Source organism: Luteimonas sp. e5 (genome assembly GCF_054031035.1).
Genome location: NZ_JBSTRX010000002.1, coordinates 484,987 through 500,850, shown reverse-complemented (window position 1 = coordinate 500,850; position 15,864 = coordinate 484,987). Strand labels below are relative to the sequence as shown.

Here is a 15,864-nt window from a genome sequence, read left to right as displayed (position 1 = left end):
CGGGAGCGACACGATGCGCATGCCTTCATTCGCCCGCCGTCATCCCTGGATCGGTCTGCTGATCGTGGCGACGATTGGGGTTGGCTCGTGGATGCTGCTGCGCGCGCCGCAACCGGCAACCGAGTCCATGCCCCTGGCCGCCGCCCGGTCCGAAGCGTCGAAACCGGCCGGCCCGCCCTGGCTGTATGGCCGTGCCGATGCGCGCTTCACGGTGGTCGGGTACGCCGACCTGGAGTGTCCGTACTGCCGGGCCTACTTCCCCGCGCTCAAGGGCTGGATCGACGCCCATCCCGAGGTGAACTGGCAGTGGCACCACCTGCCGCTGTCCATGCACGAGCCGGCCGCGACTGCCGGGGCACGCCTGGCCGAGTGCGCGGGCGAGACGGGCGGACATGCCACCTTCTGGCAGGCCGTGGCGTGGCTCTACGCGCACACCCGTGGCGACGGCCAGGGCCTGCCGGAGGGCCTGCGCTATCCCGACCTCACGCCAGCCATGCAGGGTTGTCTCGACAGCGATCGCCCCGATGCCGTCATCCGTGCCCAGGCGGCGGAAGCGGCACAGCAGGGCATCGCGGCCACGCCGGCCCTGCAACTGCGCGACCGCGAGTCCGGCAAGACCCTCCTGCTGCACGGTCCCGTCGAAGGCGATGCCTTGCTGTCGGCCATCGACCTGCTCGCCGTCGGCAGCACGACCGCAGCCGAACCCGCCCATTCCCCAGACATGCCCGCCGGCGTTGCCGGTGACATGCCCAGGTAGCCATCGATCTTCAAGGCTGCGGCGCGGCTCGTCCGCGTTGATCGAAACCCGTTCGCATCGCATCCCTTGACGCGAACAGCCATCGCATCCGCGGTGGTGGATGCCCGCTCGTCACCTGTTCCATCCCCATCGTCCCCAGGAGGGTTTGCCCTCCAGGGGCAGGCGCCCTCCGATCTCATCCATTGGAGGTTCGCCATGTCTCTCGTCATCGCCGACTACCGCCCGGAGTCGCTCACCCTGATCGCCGCCCAGCACGAAGACTGGATCATCCGGCAGGCCATCACCCTGCTGGAGAACCGCGTGTTCAAGGCCGGTCCGGCGCTGGGCAGTCCCGCCGCCGTGCGCGACTACCTGCGCCTGAAACTGGTCGCGGAGCCAAACGAAATCTTCGCCGTCGTGTTTCTCGACAACCAGCACCAGGTGCTCGCCTTTGAGCCGCTGTTCCGGGGCACGGTCGACCAGACTTCGGTGTATCCGAGGGTGGTGGTCCAGCGTGCGCTGGCGCTCAACGCTTCGGCGCTGATCCTGGCGCATCAGCATCCCTCGGGGAACACCGAGCCCTCGGCCGCTGATCGTGCGATCACCGAGCGGTTGAAGAGCGCCCTGGCCACCGTCGATGCCCGGGTGCTGGACCACTTCATCGTCGGCAAGGGCAGTCCGTACTCGTTCGCAGAAGCCGGCTTGTTGTAGCGCACTCAATTCATCACCACGGGAGCCCTTGGCTCCCGTTTCTTTTCGCCGGTCCGCAGGGAATCGGGGCTGACCGGTTTCGGTTTCTTTGTCGTTCCCTGATCTGCATTTGCGCTCGACTACGAGCCTGCATCGACTCCTCGGAGACGCGACATGCCGGCTCATTTCCTCAACCTTCCTGCCGTCTCGCGGCGCTCCCTGGCCGCCAGGCTGGCCGCTGGACTGTGCGCCGCGCTGCTCGCTCCCATCGCGGCGGCCGCCGATGTGCTCGTCGTCACCGACAGCCGTCATCCGGTGCAGGCCCCGGCCGGCGTGCGGGTCATCGAGCTGGACCAGGCCACGCGCATCGAGGTCGAACTCGCCGCGCACCTGCCGGCCGACCCGCGACAGGCCGCGGCCCTGGTGCGGCAGGGGTTGCATGACGGCGGCGAGGCCCTGCAGCGCCGCATCGGCCATGCCTACCAAGGTGTCGCGGATGCCTGGGGGCTGGGCATCGCCAAGATTCCCGCCGTGGTGGTCGATCGACGCTACGTGGTCTACGGCGAGCCCGACGTGCCCCGCGCCGTCGCGCGCATCAACGCCTACCGGAGCACGCAGCCATGAGCCTCCTGCTGGCATCCCGGCGCCTGCGAGCCACCGCCGCCGCGCTGCTGCTGAGCGCGGCCACGTCGACGTTCGCCCTGGACACCGCCACCATCGTCTCGTCGGCGCTGTCCCCCGACTGCCTCGAATATCGCGTGGTCGGAATCTGCTACTGGCTGTACTGCACGCCATTCGGCTGCTCGGTTCGCACCTCCGTCAAGGTGCGCCACTACGTCCCCGATGCAGTGGTGTCGAGCTACTCGAACACCGGCGAAAACCCGTGGCAGGAAGTCAGGGCGATGAGCATGCCCAACCCGAGCGCCAAGGCTGGCGGTGACGGCACGACCAACCACGACAACGAGAACAACCTCGCCAAGTTCAAGAACGCCGATGTCATCGGCCATCCGGCCGGGATGGTGTTCAGCCAGTTCGCCAGCGCCTCCGGCTACACCTGCGAAGGCGCGGGCACGGCCTTCATGCCGTATCTGCTGAGCACGCTCGACACGATCGCCTGGCGCTACAACATCCCGGAAGCGCTCTACCCCGAAGCGCTCATCCCCGGCCGGCGCGAAATCGGTACGCGCACCGGCCTGAACCTCTGGGGCAACGTGTATCCCCGCGGTGGCTTCCTACACCAGACCGACGACCACAAGAGCGGCGCCGTGGTCGCGCAGCGCGCGGGCGACATCGTGACGCGCCGCAACCAGATTCACGTGTATCAGCCCCTGCTGGCCAACGCCCGCGACGGCTACTGGCCGGCCGGCGCGCTGATGGAGACCGACGCCTCGACGGGCAAGTGGCAGGAGCTGACGCCCACGCTCTCGAACAGTTGCGTGGTCTTCCCGCACAGCCGCACCCGCGTGCAGGCCCAGCAGGGCGACTACGCCTGGGCCTTGTGGCGGCCGTACTCCTGCTGCCGGCGCCGTGGCCAGGTCTTCCTCGGCAGCGTCGATTTCATGTGAGGAACCCACGATGAACGCCTCCCTCCCTGACTTCCTGCGTCGCGCGAAGTCGCACCTGCGGGCCACGCTGCTCGTGGCGGCCATCACGCTGGTCGTCGGCGTCGCCTGGGCGCAGACCCGCATCGACCCCAATGGCGTGAACGTCAGCGGCAGCGTGATCGGCGACGACGTGCTCTACAGCATCGGCGGCGGCCGGGCCGTGTCGATGGGTGGTGCCGGCAACATGCAGAGCATCGGCGTCGGCGTCGGCTGGAACAGCAACCTGATCTGCGGCGACATGAGCATCACCACGACGCTGCAGAACCAGCTCAACGGCATCACCAACGGCTTCCAGACGATCATGAGCAACGTGATCCAGAACGCCACCAGCGCCGTGGCCTCGCTGCCGGCCCTGATCATCCAGCGCGCCGACCCGGGTCTGTACAACCTGCTCACCAACGGCATCCTGCAGGCGCGCCTGGATTTCGACCGCTCGAAGATGACCTGCCGCGCCATCGCCAATCGCATGGCGGACATGGCCGGCGGCCAGGCCGGCTGGGACCAGCTCGCCGAAGGGATGGCGCTGCGGGATGCGGTCAGCAGCACCGATGCCGTCGCCGCCATCGAGCAGGCCGAGTCCAACAAGGGAAACAACGGCGTGCCATGGGTCGGCGGCGGCAACGCGGGCGGCTCCGGTCAGAGTTCGATCAAGGTGGTCGGCGACGTGACGCGCGCGGGCTACAACCTGCTCAACGGGCGCAGCGCCACCGATAGCTCGTCGATCGCGCGCAGCGCCTGCGGCAACCGCCTGACCTGCCAAACCTGGTTCTCGCCCCAGGCGGCCGCGGACTGGGCGACCCGCGTGTTGGGCGAACGCGAGCAGCGCACCTGCGAAAACTGCACGAAGACCCAGACCACGCCTGGCGTCGGGCTGACGCCAATGATCCAGGAAGAGTACGAGACCAAGCTGCAGGCGCTGCAGGAACTGGTGACGGGCGCCCGGCCGACGACGCTGGCCAATCTCGACGCAGCCGGCAGCAGCTCGCTGCCGATCACCCGCGGCGTGATCGAGGCCCTGCGTGACGAGCCCGACCAGGACGTGCTGGGCCGGCGCCTCGCGTCCGAGGCGGCGCTGTCCAGCGTGCTGGAGAAGGCCCTGCTGCTGCAACGCACGTTGCTGACCGGCAAGAAGGAGCCGAACGTCGCCGCCAACGAGCTGGCCGTGCAGGCGGTCGGCCAGGAGAACAGCGCACTGGAGCAGGAGATCAACAACCTCAAGACCGAGCTGGAGCTGCGGCGCACGCTGGCCGGCAACTCGGCGATGGCGATCATCCAGCGCCACAGCACCCGCGCTGCCGGTTCGCGCGGCGTCTTCGAGGGCGACACCACGCGCGACCGTCTGCGGGAAGTCCAGAAGCCGCGGAGCGGTACGCCATGAGCCGGCTGGCCTGGCTGCGGCTGCCATGGCTGTTCAACCGCCGCATCGGCTTGGCGCTGCTGTGGACCTTGCTGGTGGTCGCCGCCGCGGTGGCGGTGAACATCACTGGCATCCACGTGGTCGGCGGCGTCGAGGGCTGGCAGCACTGGCTGAAGGCGCACGCCGGCCACTTCTTCGTGTGGCGTCTGTGCCTCTACGGAGCGACGGCTTACGGCTGGTGGTGGATGCGTCGGCGCCTGTTGCGGCGGGAGCCGTCCCGCGAGACGCATCAGCGCCTGCTGTGCACGGAGATCGCGGCCGTGATCGCCGTGGTCGCGCTGGAAGCCAGCCAATTGTTGCAGCACGGCTGAGACCGGGAGGCAGGCATGACGCTCTACACCACGGACTACCTGGAGTATTACCTGACCCTGGTGGCTTGGGTGGTCAACAACGGCATCTGGAGCATCCTCGTGGCCAGCGGGGTGTTCGCGCTGCCGTTCGTGGCCATCGTGATCCAGGAATGGCTCAAGGCCCGCGGCGAAGGTGCGGACGAGGGCAACAAGGGCGTGCTGTCGTCGATGCGCATCGAGAACCGGGTGTGGGTGGCGATCGTGGTCATCATGTTCGCCGGCATCCCGTTCATCCCGGTGGATCTCGCCACGATCAAGTTCGACACCACGCGCTCCGCGCAATGCCAGGTCAACGTCCCACTGCCCAACGACACGGGCTGGTCCAACGTCTACACGGCGCTAAACGACCAGAGCGCGCTGGTGCCGGTGTGGTGGTTCTTCATGCACGCGCTGTCGAAAGCCGTGACGGGCTCCGCGGTGGCAGCGATTCCCTGCGGCACGGACCTGCGTCAGATTCGCATGGATGTGGATGCCACGCGCATCGACGATCCGGTGCTGGCACAGGAGGTCGCCGACTTCACGCACGACTGCTACGGGCCGTCGCGCGCCAAGCTGTTCATGAACCGGCCGACGCTCTCCGACGAGCAGATGAACGACGTCACCTGGATCGGGTCGAGTTACTTCCTCGACACGCCCGGCTTCTATGACACCTATCGCGCCAAGACCCCACGCACGGCCTGGCCCTACGACGCGACCCGCGATGCAGGGCTGGCACAGGTGGACAGCGGCGGCGGCTATCCGTCCTGCCGGCAGTGGTGGGCCGATGGCGGCCAGGGACTGCGCAGCCGGCTGCTGGCACAGGTCGACCCGGACCTGCTGACCCGCATCGGGCGCTGGGTGGGCTTCCTGTCGCAGAGCGAGGTCAATGACTCAGTGATCCGCGCCGTCGTCTCACCGCGGCAGCAGAAGATGAACCAGGGCGCCGTCTACACCGACTACGGCGGCCAGATCGACAAGACGCTGCCGAACATCGTCACGCGCGGCGCGAGCGACCTGGGGCTGACCGTCGGCTCGCTGGGCTTCTTTCCGGCGATGGACGTGGTGCGCCAGGCGCTGCCGATGGTGCTGGCGATGCTCAAGATGGCGCTAGTCATCTGCATCCCGCTGGTGCTGCTGATCGGCACCTACGACCTGAAGACGGTGGTGACGGTGAGCTGCGTCCAGTTCGCGCTGTTCTTCGTGGACTTCTGGTTCCAGCTCGCACGCTGGATCGACAGCACGATCCTGGATGCGCTCTACGGTTGGGGGTTTGGCGCGGACAGGCCGCACACGAACTTCGATCCGCTGATCGGCTTGAACAACGCCTTTGGCGACATGCTGCTCAACTTCGTCATGGCGATGATGTTCATCGTGCTGCCGACGTTTTGGGTGATGGCATTGGCTTGGGCAGGCGTGCGCACGGGAAATATCGTGCAGGGGTTGTCCACCGCCACCTCGGACGCCAAAGGCGCTGGGGGGCGTGGCGCTGGCATGGCAATGAGCGCCGTATCGAAGAAGTGACCGCCGTTCAGTCGTCGTCGGTCACATGCGGGTCGATGCGCCAATCGCTCTTGTCATAAAGCCCGAAGCCGTTGGGGCCTTCCCTCCACTCGGGTTGCGGTTCCTTTTGATCAGGGTCGTCGTGCTGCACGAGCCATGCAGCAGTTACCGCAAAGGCAAGCAGCAGGGCCAGCCAGAACGCGGAGTAGAGCAGCGCACCGAGCACGGCGAGCTTGACGATCCAGAGCACCGCCGTCGCCGCGCCCGCGGGCACCCCGCGCGTCACCAGCCAGCCGGCGACACGCTGCTCGCGGCGCACGTATCCACGCCAGGCACGGCCAGCCCCCCGGCCCAGCCGGTGGCTCCAGCTCCCGTTGTGCGTGTTGGTGGTCATGCTCATGTGCCTCGGCTTCAGTGGTACCTCACCTCATGGAGCGGCCGGTCGTGGCCTGCCCTCCAGCATAGACCGCGATCAGGAGGGCGGGTTGCGGCTGGCAGAGCCGGTCGGCCTGGGTCGCAGGTCGATTAGATTCTGCGATGGAAATCAAACGTTATGCTACTTTCCCTGCACGTTCTTGCGATAGTTCTAGGGATTGATTGGATTCCGTGCTATTTTTATAGCATGGATGGAAATTCTAGGCACCAGGTAATCAAGCGGCTGCAGGCGGGACTCCCCCGCGGGGCGCCGTTCGACCTTGCCACCCTGAGCCAGTTCGGGGTATCGCCCCAGCTCGCCGCCCACTATGCCGACGGCGGGTGGCTCGTGCGCCTGGCCCATGGCGTCTATGCCTTCCCGAACGATGAGTTCGGGGTCTACGGTGCGCTGAAGTTCCTGCAACAGCGCGCGCCCGGCCTGCACGTCGGCGGCAAGAGCGCCCTGGCCCTGCAGGGCGTGCGGCACAACCTGGGCAGCCGGGAGGCGCTGGTGCTGTGGGGCGACGGTCGCTTCGCGTTGCCGGCCTGGTTCACTTCGCGCTTTCCGGCCCGCTACGTCCACGCCCGCCTGTTCGACTGGCCGGATACGGTGTTGGCCGGCAAGACCCTGACCACGCCGCCTGGCCTGCCCGAGGATCTGCGGGTGGCTGCCTCCGAGCGTGCCGTTCTGGAGTTGCTGTACGAAGCCGGCGTCAAGCAGAGCCTCGAAGAGGCCCGCAACATCTTTGATGGACTGCGTTCCCCCCGCAAGGATTTGCTCGGACAACTGCTGTCCTGCTGCACCAGCGTGAAGGCCGTGCGCCTGTTCCTCACCTGGGCGCGCGAGACCAGCCTCGTGGATGTCGATGCCCTGCTGGAGCAGTACCCGGTTCGCACCGGCAGCAACACGCGCTGGATGAGCCGGCTCGATGACGGAACCCTGCTGAGCCTGAAACCTCATGGATAAGACCTACGCGGACACCGTTCGCCTGCTGCTGGCCGTCGCGCCCGACGTGTTCGCCAACGACATCTTCGCCATGAAGGGCGGCACGGCCATCAACCTCTTCGTGCGGGACATGCCGCGCCTGTCGGTGGACATCGACGTGGTGTACCTCCCATGGCAGACGCCGCGCGACGAAGCGCTGCAAGCCATCAACCAGGAGCTGGCCGCCATCGCCACGCGCGTTGCACCACTGGGCGTGCAGACACGCCTGGTTCGCGCCAAGGACCTGGGGGACACCAAGCTGATCGTCGAGAACGACGCCAACCAGGTGAAGATCGAGGTCAACGTCGTGTTCCGAGGCAGCGTGCTGCCCGTCGAGCGGCGGCCGCTGAGCGCCAAGACCAGCGATCTGTTCGGCGTCGAGTTCGAGCTGCCGGTTCTGGCACCGGACGAGCTGTACGCCAGCAAGCTGGTGGCCGCGCTGGATCGGCAGCACCCCCGCGACCTGTTCGACGTGTGGCAGCTCTACGAATCGGGCGACATCAGCGACGGCATGGTCGAGTGCTTCGTGATCTATCTGGCGGGCCACAACCGGCCGCCCCACGAAGTGCTGTTCGGCAACGACAAGGACATCGCCGGCGAGTACGAGCGGGCCTTTGTCGGCATGACCGAAGTGGACTGCTCCCTGGAGACACTGCTCGAAGCTCGCGCCAGGGTGCGGCGCGAGCTGCCACAGCGACTGAGCACCGCTCACAAGCAGTTTCTGAGCGGGCTGGTGCGCGCAGAACCGGACTGGTCGCTGGTGCAATGCCAACACGCCGCTCAACTGCCGGCACTGCGCTGGAAGCTCGCCAATCTCGAAACCTTCCGCAAGCGCCGTCCCGACGACTTCGCAGCGCAATCCGCCGCCCTCGACACCGGCTTGGGCCAGAGCTGACGAACGTCCCGCAGCGCCCCACTTGCCGGGATTGCCCCATGCCGCATTCATCGTGGCACCCGCGAAGCAGCGGCCCTATACCCAAAGGCTTCCGACAAAGGCCAAAGGGCTGGGAAGGGGCAAAGGAAGGGTGCCAAGGGGAAAGGCCCTATCCTGAAAAGGCCAAAAGGCGCCCCGAGCAGCCCGTCATCCGGGGTTCGCCATGCTCTCGCTGTTCCAGCGCAAACGGGTGCCACCCACCGCCGGCACGCCGCCCACCTCCGCCATCGAAACTCCGAAAGGGTCGATGCGGCCGGAGTCGGCCGCATCGCTGCTGGCCACGCCGCGCCGGCAGAAACTGCTGGAACACATCTGGCAGCGCACATCGCTCTCGCGCCGGCAGTTCGCCACGCTCTACCTCGCCCCACTGGAGCGCTACGCCGAGCTGGTCCAGCAGTTCCCGGCCTCCGAGAACCACCACCACGCCTATCCGGGCGGCATGCTGGACCACGGCCTGGAGATCGTCGCCTATGCGCTGAAGCTGCGGCAGTCATACCTGCTGCCTGCGGGCGTCACGCCGGAGGCACAGGCGGCCCAGGCCGAAGCCTGGACCGCAGGCACGGCCTACGCGGCCCTGCTGCACGACATCGGCAAGATTGCGGTCGATCTGCACGTCGAACATGCCGACGGCAGCGTCTGGCATCCCTGGCACGGCCCGCTGCGAAAGCCCTACCGCTTCCGTTACCGAAAGGAGCGCGAGTACCGCCTGCACAGCGCCGCCACCGGGCTGCTCTACGCGCGCCTTCTCGATCGGGACATCTTCGACTGGCTCAGCGGCTATCCCGACCTCTGGGCCGCGCTGCTGTACGTGCTGGCCGGCCAGTACGAGCACGCCGGCACGCTCGGCGAGCTGGTCGTGCAGGCCGACCAGGCATCGGTCGCCCAGGAACTCGGCGGCGATCCCAGCAAGGCGCTGGTGGCGCCCAAGCATGCTCTGCAACGCAAATTGCTCGACGGCTTGCGCTACCTGCTCAAGGAAGCGTTCAAGCTGAACCAGGCCGGCCCGGCGGACGGTTGGCTGACCCAAGACGCCTTGTGGCTGGTGAGCAAGACCGTCTCCGACAAGCTGCGCGCACATCTGCTGTCACAGGGCATCGACGGCATCCCGGCCAGCAATACGGCGGTGTTCAACGTGCTGCAGGATCACGGCATCGTGCAACCGACGCCGGATGGCAAGGCGATCTGGAAGGCTACCGTCACCAGCGACGCGGGCTGGTCGCACGCATTCACCTTCCTGAAACTCTCGCCAGCGATGATCTGGGATGCCGCCGACCGGCCGGCGCCGTTCGCAGGCCGTGTGCAGGTCGAAGAGGAACAAGCGGAGCCGACGCCACAGGCGCCGGCGGTGCCCGATGGGCCGCGCGCGGAAGGCATCGAAGCTGCATCCGCGAGCACGACGCCGATCGCATCCGCAGCCATGGACACCGGCGTGGCCGCGCTGCTCGACCTGCTGGGCGACACCGCTCCACCCACGGCACCGGAGATCCCGAGTTCCCCTGTTGCCGAGCCCGAGCCGGCCCCTTCGACCGTGCCCCCGCCGCAGATGGGCCTCGCGCCTTCCCAGGATCGCGCGGAGCCCTCCGGGGCGCACTTCATGGCCTGGCTGCGTCAGAGCATCCAGACGCGCAAGCTCATCATCAACGACGCCAAGGCCCTGGTGCATACCGTCGCCGGTACGACCTATCTCGTCAGCCCCGGCGTGTTCCAGCGCTACGCGCAGGAGTACCTTCAAGTCGCCGCGCTGGCCAAGCAGGAGAAGCTGGAGGGGTGGCAGTGGGTACAGAAGCGCTTTGAGAAGCTGGGGCAGCACCGCAAGCAGCCGAGCGGGCTGAACATCTGGACCTGCGAAGTCACGGGGCCGCGCAAGTCGCGCCGGCTGCACGGCTATCTGCTCGCCAGCCCGGAGGCGCTGTTCCGGGAGACGCCGCCAGACAACCCATACCTGCGGCTCCTCAACGAGGCCGCAAAGCGCGAAGATTCAGCCCTTGGGGGCAAGGACAACGACGATCAGGGGTAGGCGTGCGACCGCTGTGCGGGCCGGCTTCAATCTGCGGATGGAGCCGACTCTGCCAGCTTGGCTTCGGTCAGAGTCATCAAGTGGGCGGAACTGCATTTCAGCGCACGGGCAATCTTGAGGATGAGAGGGAGCGTGGGCACATGCTCGCCGCGCTCGATCTTGCCCATGTGCGACCGTTCGATGCCGGCCATGTGGGCCAGCGTTTCCTGAGCTATGCCCTGGTTGGTTCTTTCTTCCCGCACGGCAGCCCCAAACGCGATGGCTGGTTCCGCTTCGTAGGTAGTGGTGCCGGTGGGGCGGCCCCTTTGGATCGAACGCTTTGGCATTGCCAAGAGCGTCGAACACGGTCACGATTTAAACCACGTTAAACTTAACTCATCCAACGGCTTCGAGATCAGTTGCCACGAGTTCACCGCCTGGGGGAGCTGGACGTGGAATCGAGTGACATCACCGCCGAAATTCGCATGGCCGTCCTCGGCGAATGGGTGCCTCCCCAGCTCGCCGACGTGCTCGCTCTGCAGCGTGCCGAAGAGCCGGAGACTCATGCCGTCCTGGCCGGCTGGACAGATCCCGGTCGAGGCGCGGAGATGCCGGACGACGGCTTCGACTTCGCCTTGTCTGCGGTTGCCCGGCAGTGGCCTGGCTGGGTATGCGAACCGCTGTGGCATGACACGCTGGCGGTCGCCGTGGCCAAGCGCTCCCACCTGCTGGCCCACCGTGAAGTGCCGTGCGGGGAAGTGCTCAAGCAGCCCTTGATCTGCTCGCAGTCCACGGCCGATGAACCATGGCGCATGACCGTGCAGCGCGTGTTCGAGAACGCGCTGCAGGAGCGGGAGCAAACGGTGGAGACATTCGATGTGGTGATGACGCTGGTTGCCGCCGGGTACGGGATCACCATTGCGCCCGCCGCGAGACTGGCGAGCTACCTACGCCGAGGCATCGCCATGCGGCCGCTGGCCGGCGCACCAACGATCGTGATGGCTTATCTGCTCCGTCGCGAGGCTTCCTTGTCGGACACCCAGGCAAGATTCGCCCGCCGCGCGCGCTTGGTGTCCTGACGGACGCGCGGGGATCGCGGTTTCGCCACGATCCCGCATTCCTGCTGCTAGGCGACCCCGACTCGCGGCGGGGTCCATTCGCTTTCCTTCACGGCTGTGCTCACGGCCATGACGAGCTTGTCGAGATTGCCGGCCGTCACGCCCTCCAGTGCCGAACGCCCCCGCAGCATCGAGCGCGGCTGTAGCAGTGCATGGTAGATCTGCCAAGGGTCCGCACCCCTGGTTAGCTTCAGGACGGACTGGATCAGCTCGTGCTTGAGTGGGTCGAGGTGCCAGTCCGGCACGCGCTGGCCGCGGTTGCCTACGTTCAACGCCAGCAAGTTGCCCGCCTTGATCTCGTAGCTGATCCACCTGCGGGATTTGCCTGCCATCTTGGCAAACGCAGCGACGGGAAGGTTGTGCGGCGCTTCGAAGACATCGAACAGTTCCATCCTCTCGCGCTGAATGTCCGAAGGCACCAGCGGCGCGGCCGATCGAGGGGGCGGAACCGCCGGCAGCCGATGTGCGGCGGCAGGAACCAACGGCATGGCGTCGCCCGGCTTCGTCACGAGCAGGATTGGCGAAGCGGCAACCGGCGCGGAGGGCGCGCTTGCGGTTTGCTCACTCGGAAACGCGGGCACGCCTTCCAGATGCACGGTGAGCGGCATGCTGGCCGCCTCGACCTGGTTCTGCTCGAAGAGGTCGAGCCGATCGGCCCAGTCCTGCATCATGCGGCGACGCTGCTCCACGTACTCGGCATGGTTGTAGGTCGCGCTGACCTTGTTGGGATCGACATGCGAGAGCTGTGCATCCACCCAGACCTTCGGGTAGCCGATCTCGTTGAGCGCAGTGGACATCGTGCCGCGGATACCGTGTCCGGTCAGGCGCTCCTGATAGCCCATGCGTTTGAGCGCACCATTGAGCGTGTTCTCGCTGATGCGCTTCTTCAAGTCGCTGTCGTGCCGGAACAGGTGGCGCTGGGCCGGCTTGAACTCATCCAGCAGGTGCCGGACGATCTCCATGGCCTGAATCGACAGCGGCACGATGTAGGGCGGGATGTCCTTCGGCTGCTGCCGCTTCTTGCGCATATCCAACTGGAGTTGCTTCACGACGTCGGGTGGGATGATCCACAACCCCCGGTCCAGATCAAATTGATCCGGCATCGCCTGTCGCAGCTCGCCGGTTCGCACGCCGGTCAGCAGCAATAGCCGCAGCCCGAGCTGGGTCTGCCGCCTGCCGCGATAGCTGCGCAGACGCTGCAACAGCTTCGGCAGCTCGGCCATGCGCAGGAACGGGTTGTGGTTGACGGGTGGCAGCGGCAGCGCCACCACATCGAGATCGGCGGCGGGGTTCTGCTCCAGGCCCGGCACGATCACCAGCGCGTAGCGGAACAGTTGGTTGAACCACGTTCTGACTTTCTCGGCGACGGAGAGCGCCTTGCGCTTCTCGATCTTGGCGATCACCTCCAACAGGTCGGGACGCTTGATCTCATAGACCGACCGCTTGCCCAAGGCGGGCAGCACATCCTTGTCGAAGATGCGCGGAAGTATCGAAAGGGTCGTCTGCCGGCCTTCCTTGAGGCTGAGCCCGCGATGCTTGAGCCACTTGCGATACACCGCCTCGAAGGTGTTTTCGTCGGCGAGCCGGACAGCGGTGCGCTTCTGCTTGCGGTGAACGCGAGGATTGGTGCCTTTGGCCAGCAGGGCGCGCGCTTCGTCGCGCAGGCTGCGGGCCTCGCGAAGCGTCACCTCCGGGTAGGTGCCGAGCGACATCCGCTTCTGCTTGCCCGCCCAGTAGTAGCGGAAGTGCCAAGTCCTGCCCCCGGCAGCGGTGACGGCCAGGGAGAGGCCATCCAAGTCAGGGAGGGTGTATGCCTTGCCAGTTGCCTTGGCCTGCCGAACGGCCAGGTCTGAGAGTGCCATGCTCTTGCTCCTGAACATGAGTCAGGAACCAGATGCTGGTCACGTCGACCTCGCCCCTCCATCAACAATCCGGAATCAGCCGCACCCGCAAAAATGGACTTGTTTGTGGACTTAAAAGTCCCGGCTGTAGGCGGATCGCAGTGGACCGCGGCAGAACGTCAAAGAGAGGAAAAGTCCTTGTGTGGCAACGACTTGCAGGCTCTCTTGGACTTCTGCGGAAGTCCGCAGATTGATGCAGTGGAGCGGGTGAAGGGAATCGAACCCTCGTCTTAAGCTTGGGAAGCTTCTGCTCTACCATTGAGCTACACCCGCATGGGCGCCAAGTCTAGGCCGCACGCGGCGCGCTTGGCAACGCATGCACCAGGCCCGCGTGCCTTCAGAAGCGTTTGCCCAGGGTCAGCCAGGCGCTGCCGCCGTCGGCATCGTCCTGACCCAGGCGCAGGTTGGCACCGGCCGCCAGTTCCATGCCCCAGGCCTGCCCGCGAACGCCCAGTCCGAGGCTGGCGTAACGGGTGTCGAATGCGGGCGCGGGCACTGCATAGGGCGCACTGTCGGCCACCGACGTCATGCGTGCGAAGGCCTGTTCCGGTGCATCGCCCAGTTCGCGATCGAGGGTGAGGCGCAACCACGGCTGCCACGCGCCGTCCACATTGAAATCGGCCTGCCAGCCAGCCGAGGCCTGCAGCGAATCGAAATCCTGATCGGGGAAGGCCAGCGCCGTGGACAGCTCCGGCTCGGATTCGACATGGCCATCGATGCGGATCTTCTGCGCCAGCAGGCGCAGCACCGGGCCGTGGCGCAGACTGCCCTCGCCAAAACGCCAGCCGCCGGAAATGCCGGCGCTCAGGTTGTCACCGTCGGTGCTGCCGACATGGCGGCGCGAGGCCGGCCCCAGCGGCACCTCGCGGTTCACGTCGTAGCGCAGACGGGTCCAGCCGAGCTGGCCGTCGATCCAGCCGCGTTCGCCATGCCAACCGATGAAACCACCGATGCCTGCTTCGCGCTGGCGGAAATCGCCGCGGTTGCCGGCGTAATCGAATGTCTGCCGGCCAATGCCGAGATGGCCGCCATACACCAGTGCGCCGCTGCGCCGGTCATAACCGACATGCAGGCTGGCACCGCCACCGTCGAAGCCCTCGCCTGCCGCACCCTGCTCAATGCGCAGCGCATCGATGCGCGCACCGCCCCAGACGCGCCCGCCTTCTTCACTGCCGCGTGCTTCGAGCTGGTCGGCCAGCATGTCGGCGCGTGCGCGACCGCTGCCCGCCGCGACCTGCGGCAACAGCGCGATCTGGCGCGGGCCCTCGATGGTGGCGATGGCGTAATCGGCAAGGATCGCGTGCGCGCCGGTGGTCGGATGCACGCCATCGGCGAATGCGTAGGTATAAGGTGCATCCGGGCTGACGTAGCTGGTCGGATTGCAGGTCAGCGATTGCGCGACGATCTGCGGCTGGCAGGCGGTACCGGTGACATTGGTGAAACCATACGTACCCGGCGCGGCGGTGATTTCGCGCAGCAGGTTGAAGGTATCCAGCGGGATGAAGCGCAGGTTCTGCGCCGCCAGCGCACCGTACAGCGCATCGTTGTAGGCGCGCGCCAGCGCGCTGGCCTGGGCCGCGGCGGCTGGCCCCTGGGCGAGGAAGCCCGGAGTCACGCCAAGATCTGGAATGTTCGGCACCAGGATGTATTCGGCGCCGGCTCCACGCAGGGTGGCGACCATGCCGACCTGCGCGCCGACCGCGTCGGAGAGGGTCGGCTGCAACGGCGCACCGGCACCGATCGCGAACAGGTCGTTGGCGCCGCCCCACACCGTGTACAGCGCGTTCGGATTGGCCCGCCCGCCGGTGCGGGCGAGGTATTCCCCGAGTTGCGAAGCCAACGAAGGCGTCGGCCCCAGCGCACCGACCACGTCAACGCCCACCCGCGCGCCGCCGACAGCAAAGTTGTCGCCTTCGGCCGGGCGCGGCTCCGCGCCGCTGGCAAGCCAGGCCGCGCTGCCATCGGTGGCGTAGTAATTGGCGAGGAACTGCGACCACAGCAGCCCGGGATTGGTGGTGAACTGGCCGGTGACCGGCTGCGCCGCGGGCGGCATGAGCGGGCGGAAATAGCCGGCATCGGTGAGGCTGTCGCCGAAGAACACGGTCTGCTCGAAGGCGCGCTTGTTGCCGGCAAGCGCGGGCATCGCCGCCAATGCCAGCGCACCGGCAAGGATCGCGGTACGCGGCCGCAGGAGGGAACGTGGGCAGATCAGGCTCATGCTCATGACGCTCGTCAAGATG

The 15,864-nt window shown here is 66.7% G+C and carries 15 protein-coding genes and 1 tRNA gene; 11 read left to right on the top strand and 5 right to left on the bottom strand.

From position 1 onward, the window contains the following. Window positions 1-13: 13 nt before the first annotated feature. From ACW11F_RS07785 to ACW11F_RS07755, 7 genes are all read left to right on the top strand, one after another. On the top strand, window positions 14-757 hold the full coding sequence (locus ACW11F_RS07785; protein WP_151609329.1) for a DsbA family protein: 744 nt from the start codon (window positions 14-16) through the stop codon (window positions 755-757). Between the two features lie 195 nt (window positions 758-952). Beyond that, window positions 953-1,447, top strand: coding sequence for a RadC family protein (gene radC / locus ACW11F_RS07780; RefSeq protein WP_456996332.1), 495 nt, complete (start codon window positions 953-955; stop codon window positions 1,445-1,447). Between the two features lie 153 nt (window positions 1,448-1,600). Continuing rightward, window positions 1,601-2,050, top strand: coding sequence for a TIGR03757 family integrating conjugative element protein (locus ACW11F_RS07775; RefSeq protein WP_151023721.1), 450 nt, complete (start codon window positions 1,601-1,603; stop codon window positions 2,048-2,050). After that, window positions 2,047-2,991, top strand: a complete 945-nt coding sequence (locus ACW11F_RS07770) for a TIGR03756 family integrating conjugative element protein (protein WP_291219904.1) — start codon at window positions 2,047-2,049, stop codon at window positions 2,989-2,991. The genes ACW11F_RS07775 and ACW11F_RS07770 overlap by 4 nt, the downstream gene beginning before the upstream one ends. 10 nt (window positions 2,992-3,001) lie before the next feature. Next, window positions 3,002-4,408, top strand: coding sequence for an integrating conjugative element protein (locus ACW11F_RS07765; protein WP_004254870.1), 1,407 nt, complete (start codon window positions 3,002-3,004; stop codon window positions 4,406-4,408). Next, the gene (locus tag ACW11F_RS07760) at window positions 4,405-4,758 is read left to right on the top strand and encodes a hypothetical protein (RefSeq protein ID WP_004254869.1); all 354 of its coding nucleotides are present in this window, start codon (window positions 4,405-4,407) and stop codon (window positions 4,756-4,758) included. The genes ACW11F_RS07765 and ACW11F_RS07760 overlap by 4 nt, the downstream gene beginning before the upstream one ends. Window positions 4,759-4,773: 15 nt before the next feature. Further along, entirely contained in the window at window positions 4,774-6,297 is a 1,524-nt protein-coding gene (locus ACW11F_RS07755; RefSeq protein ID WP_004254868.1) for a conjugal transfer protein TraG N-terminal domain-containing protein, read from the top strand. A 7-nt stretch (window positions 6,298-6,304) separates the two neighbouring features. On the opposite strand, the gene ACW11F_RS07750 is transcribed toward ACW11F_RS07755, so the two are convergent. Continuing rightward, on the bottom strand, window positions 6,305-6,676 hold the full coding sequence (locus ACW11F_RS07750) for a DUF3742 family protein (RefSeq protein ID WP_456996331.1): 372 nt from the start codon (window positions 6,674-6,676) through the stop codon (window positions 6,305-6,307). A 153-nt stretch (window positions 6,677-6,829) separates the two neighbouring features. On the opposite strand from ACW11F_RS07750, the gene ACW11F_RS07745 reads away from it, so the two are divergent. From ACW11F_RS07745 to mobH, 3 genes are all read left to right on the top strand, one after another. Continuing rightward, window positions 6,830-7,657: a type IV toxin-antitoxin system AbiEi family antitoxin domain-containing protein gene (locus tag ACW11F_RS07745; RefSeq protein ID WP_456996330.1), complete on the top strand. Its 828-nt coding sequence runs from the start codon at window positions 6,830-6,832 to the stop codon at window positions 7,655-7,657. Continuing rightward, window positions 7,650-8,570, top strand: a complete 921-nt coding sequence (locus ACW11F_RS07740; protein ID WP_034037631.1) for a nucleotidyl transferase AbiEii/AbiGii toxin family protein — start codon at window positions 7,650-7,652, stop codon at window positions 8,568-8,570. Before ACW11F_RS07745 ends, ACW11F_RS07740 begins: the two co-directional genes overlap by 8 nt. Before the next feature lie 202 nt (window positions 8,571-8,772). Continuing rightward, entirely contained in the window at window positions 8,773-10,626 is a 1,854-nt protein-coding gene (gene mobH / locus ACW11F_RS07735) for a MobH family relaxase (protein ID WP_124189373.1), read from the top strand. A 26-nt stretch (window positions 10,627-10,652) separates the two neighbouring features. Here the strand turns inward: mobH and ACW11F_RS07730 are convergent, their stop codons facing one another. Then, window positions 10,653-10,952 (bottom strand): helix-turn-helix domain-containing protein, encoded by a 300-nt coding sequence (locus ACW11F_RS07730; protein ID WP_003282197.1) that lies wholly within the window; start codon window positions 10,950-10,952, stop codon window positions 10,653-10,655. A 105-nt stretch (window positions 10,953-11,057) separates the two neighbouring features. Between ACW11F_RS07730 and ACW11F_RS07725 the strand changes: the two genes are divergently transcribed. Beyond that, window positions 11,058-11,684 (top strand): LysR substrate-binding domain-containing protein, encoded by a 627-nt coding sequence (locus tag ACW11F_RS07725; protein ID WP_068636845.1) that lies wholly within the window; start codon window positions 11,058-11,060, stop codon window positions 11,682-11,684. Window positions 11,685-11,731: 47 nt separating this feature from the next. Here the strand turns inward: ACW11F_RS07725 and ACW11F_RS07720 are convergent, their stop codons facing one another. The 3 genes from ACW11F_RS07720 to ACW11F_RS07710 form a co-directional block, all read right to left on the bottom strand. Then, window positions 11,732-13,585: a tyrosine-type recombinase/integrase gene (locus ACW11F_RS07720; protein WP_456996329.1), complete on the bottom strand. Its 1,854-nt coding sequence runs from the start codon at window positions 13,583-13,585 to the stop codon at window positions 11,732-11,734. A gap of 238 nt (window positions 13,586-13,823) precedes the next feature. Further along, window positions 13,824-13,897: transfer RNA gene (locus ACW11F_RS07715), tRNA-Gly, on the bottom strand. Window positions 13,898-13,961: 64 nt separating this feature from the next. Then, window positions 13,962-15,842: an autotransporter domain-containing protein gene (locus tag ACW11F_RS07710; protein ID WP_456996328.1), complete on the bottom strand. Its 1,881-nt coding sequence runs from the start codon at window positions 15,840-15,842 to the stop codon at window positions 13,962-13,964. Window positions 15,843-15,864 lie beyond the last annotated feature (22 nt).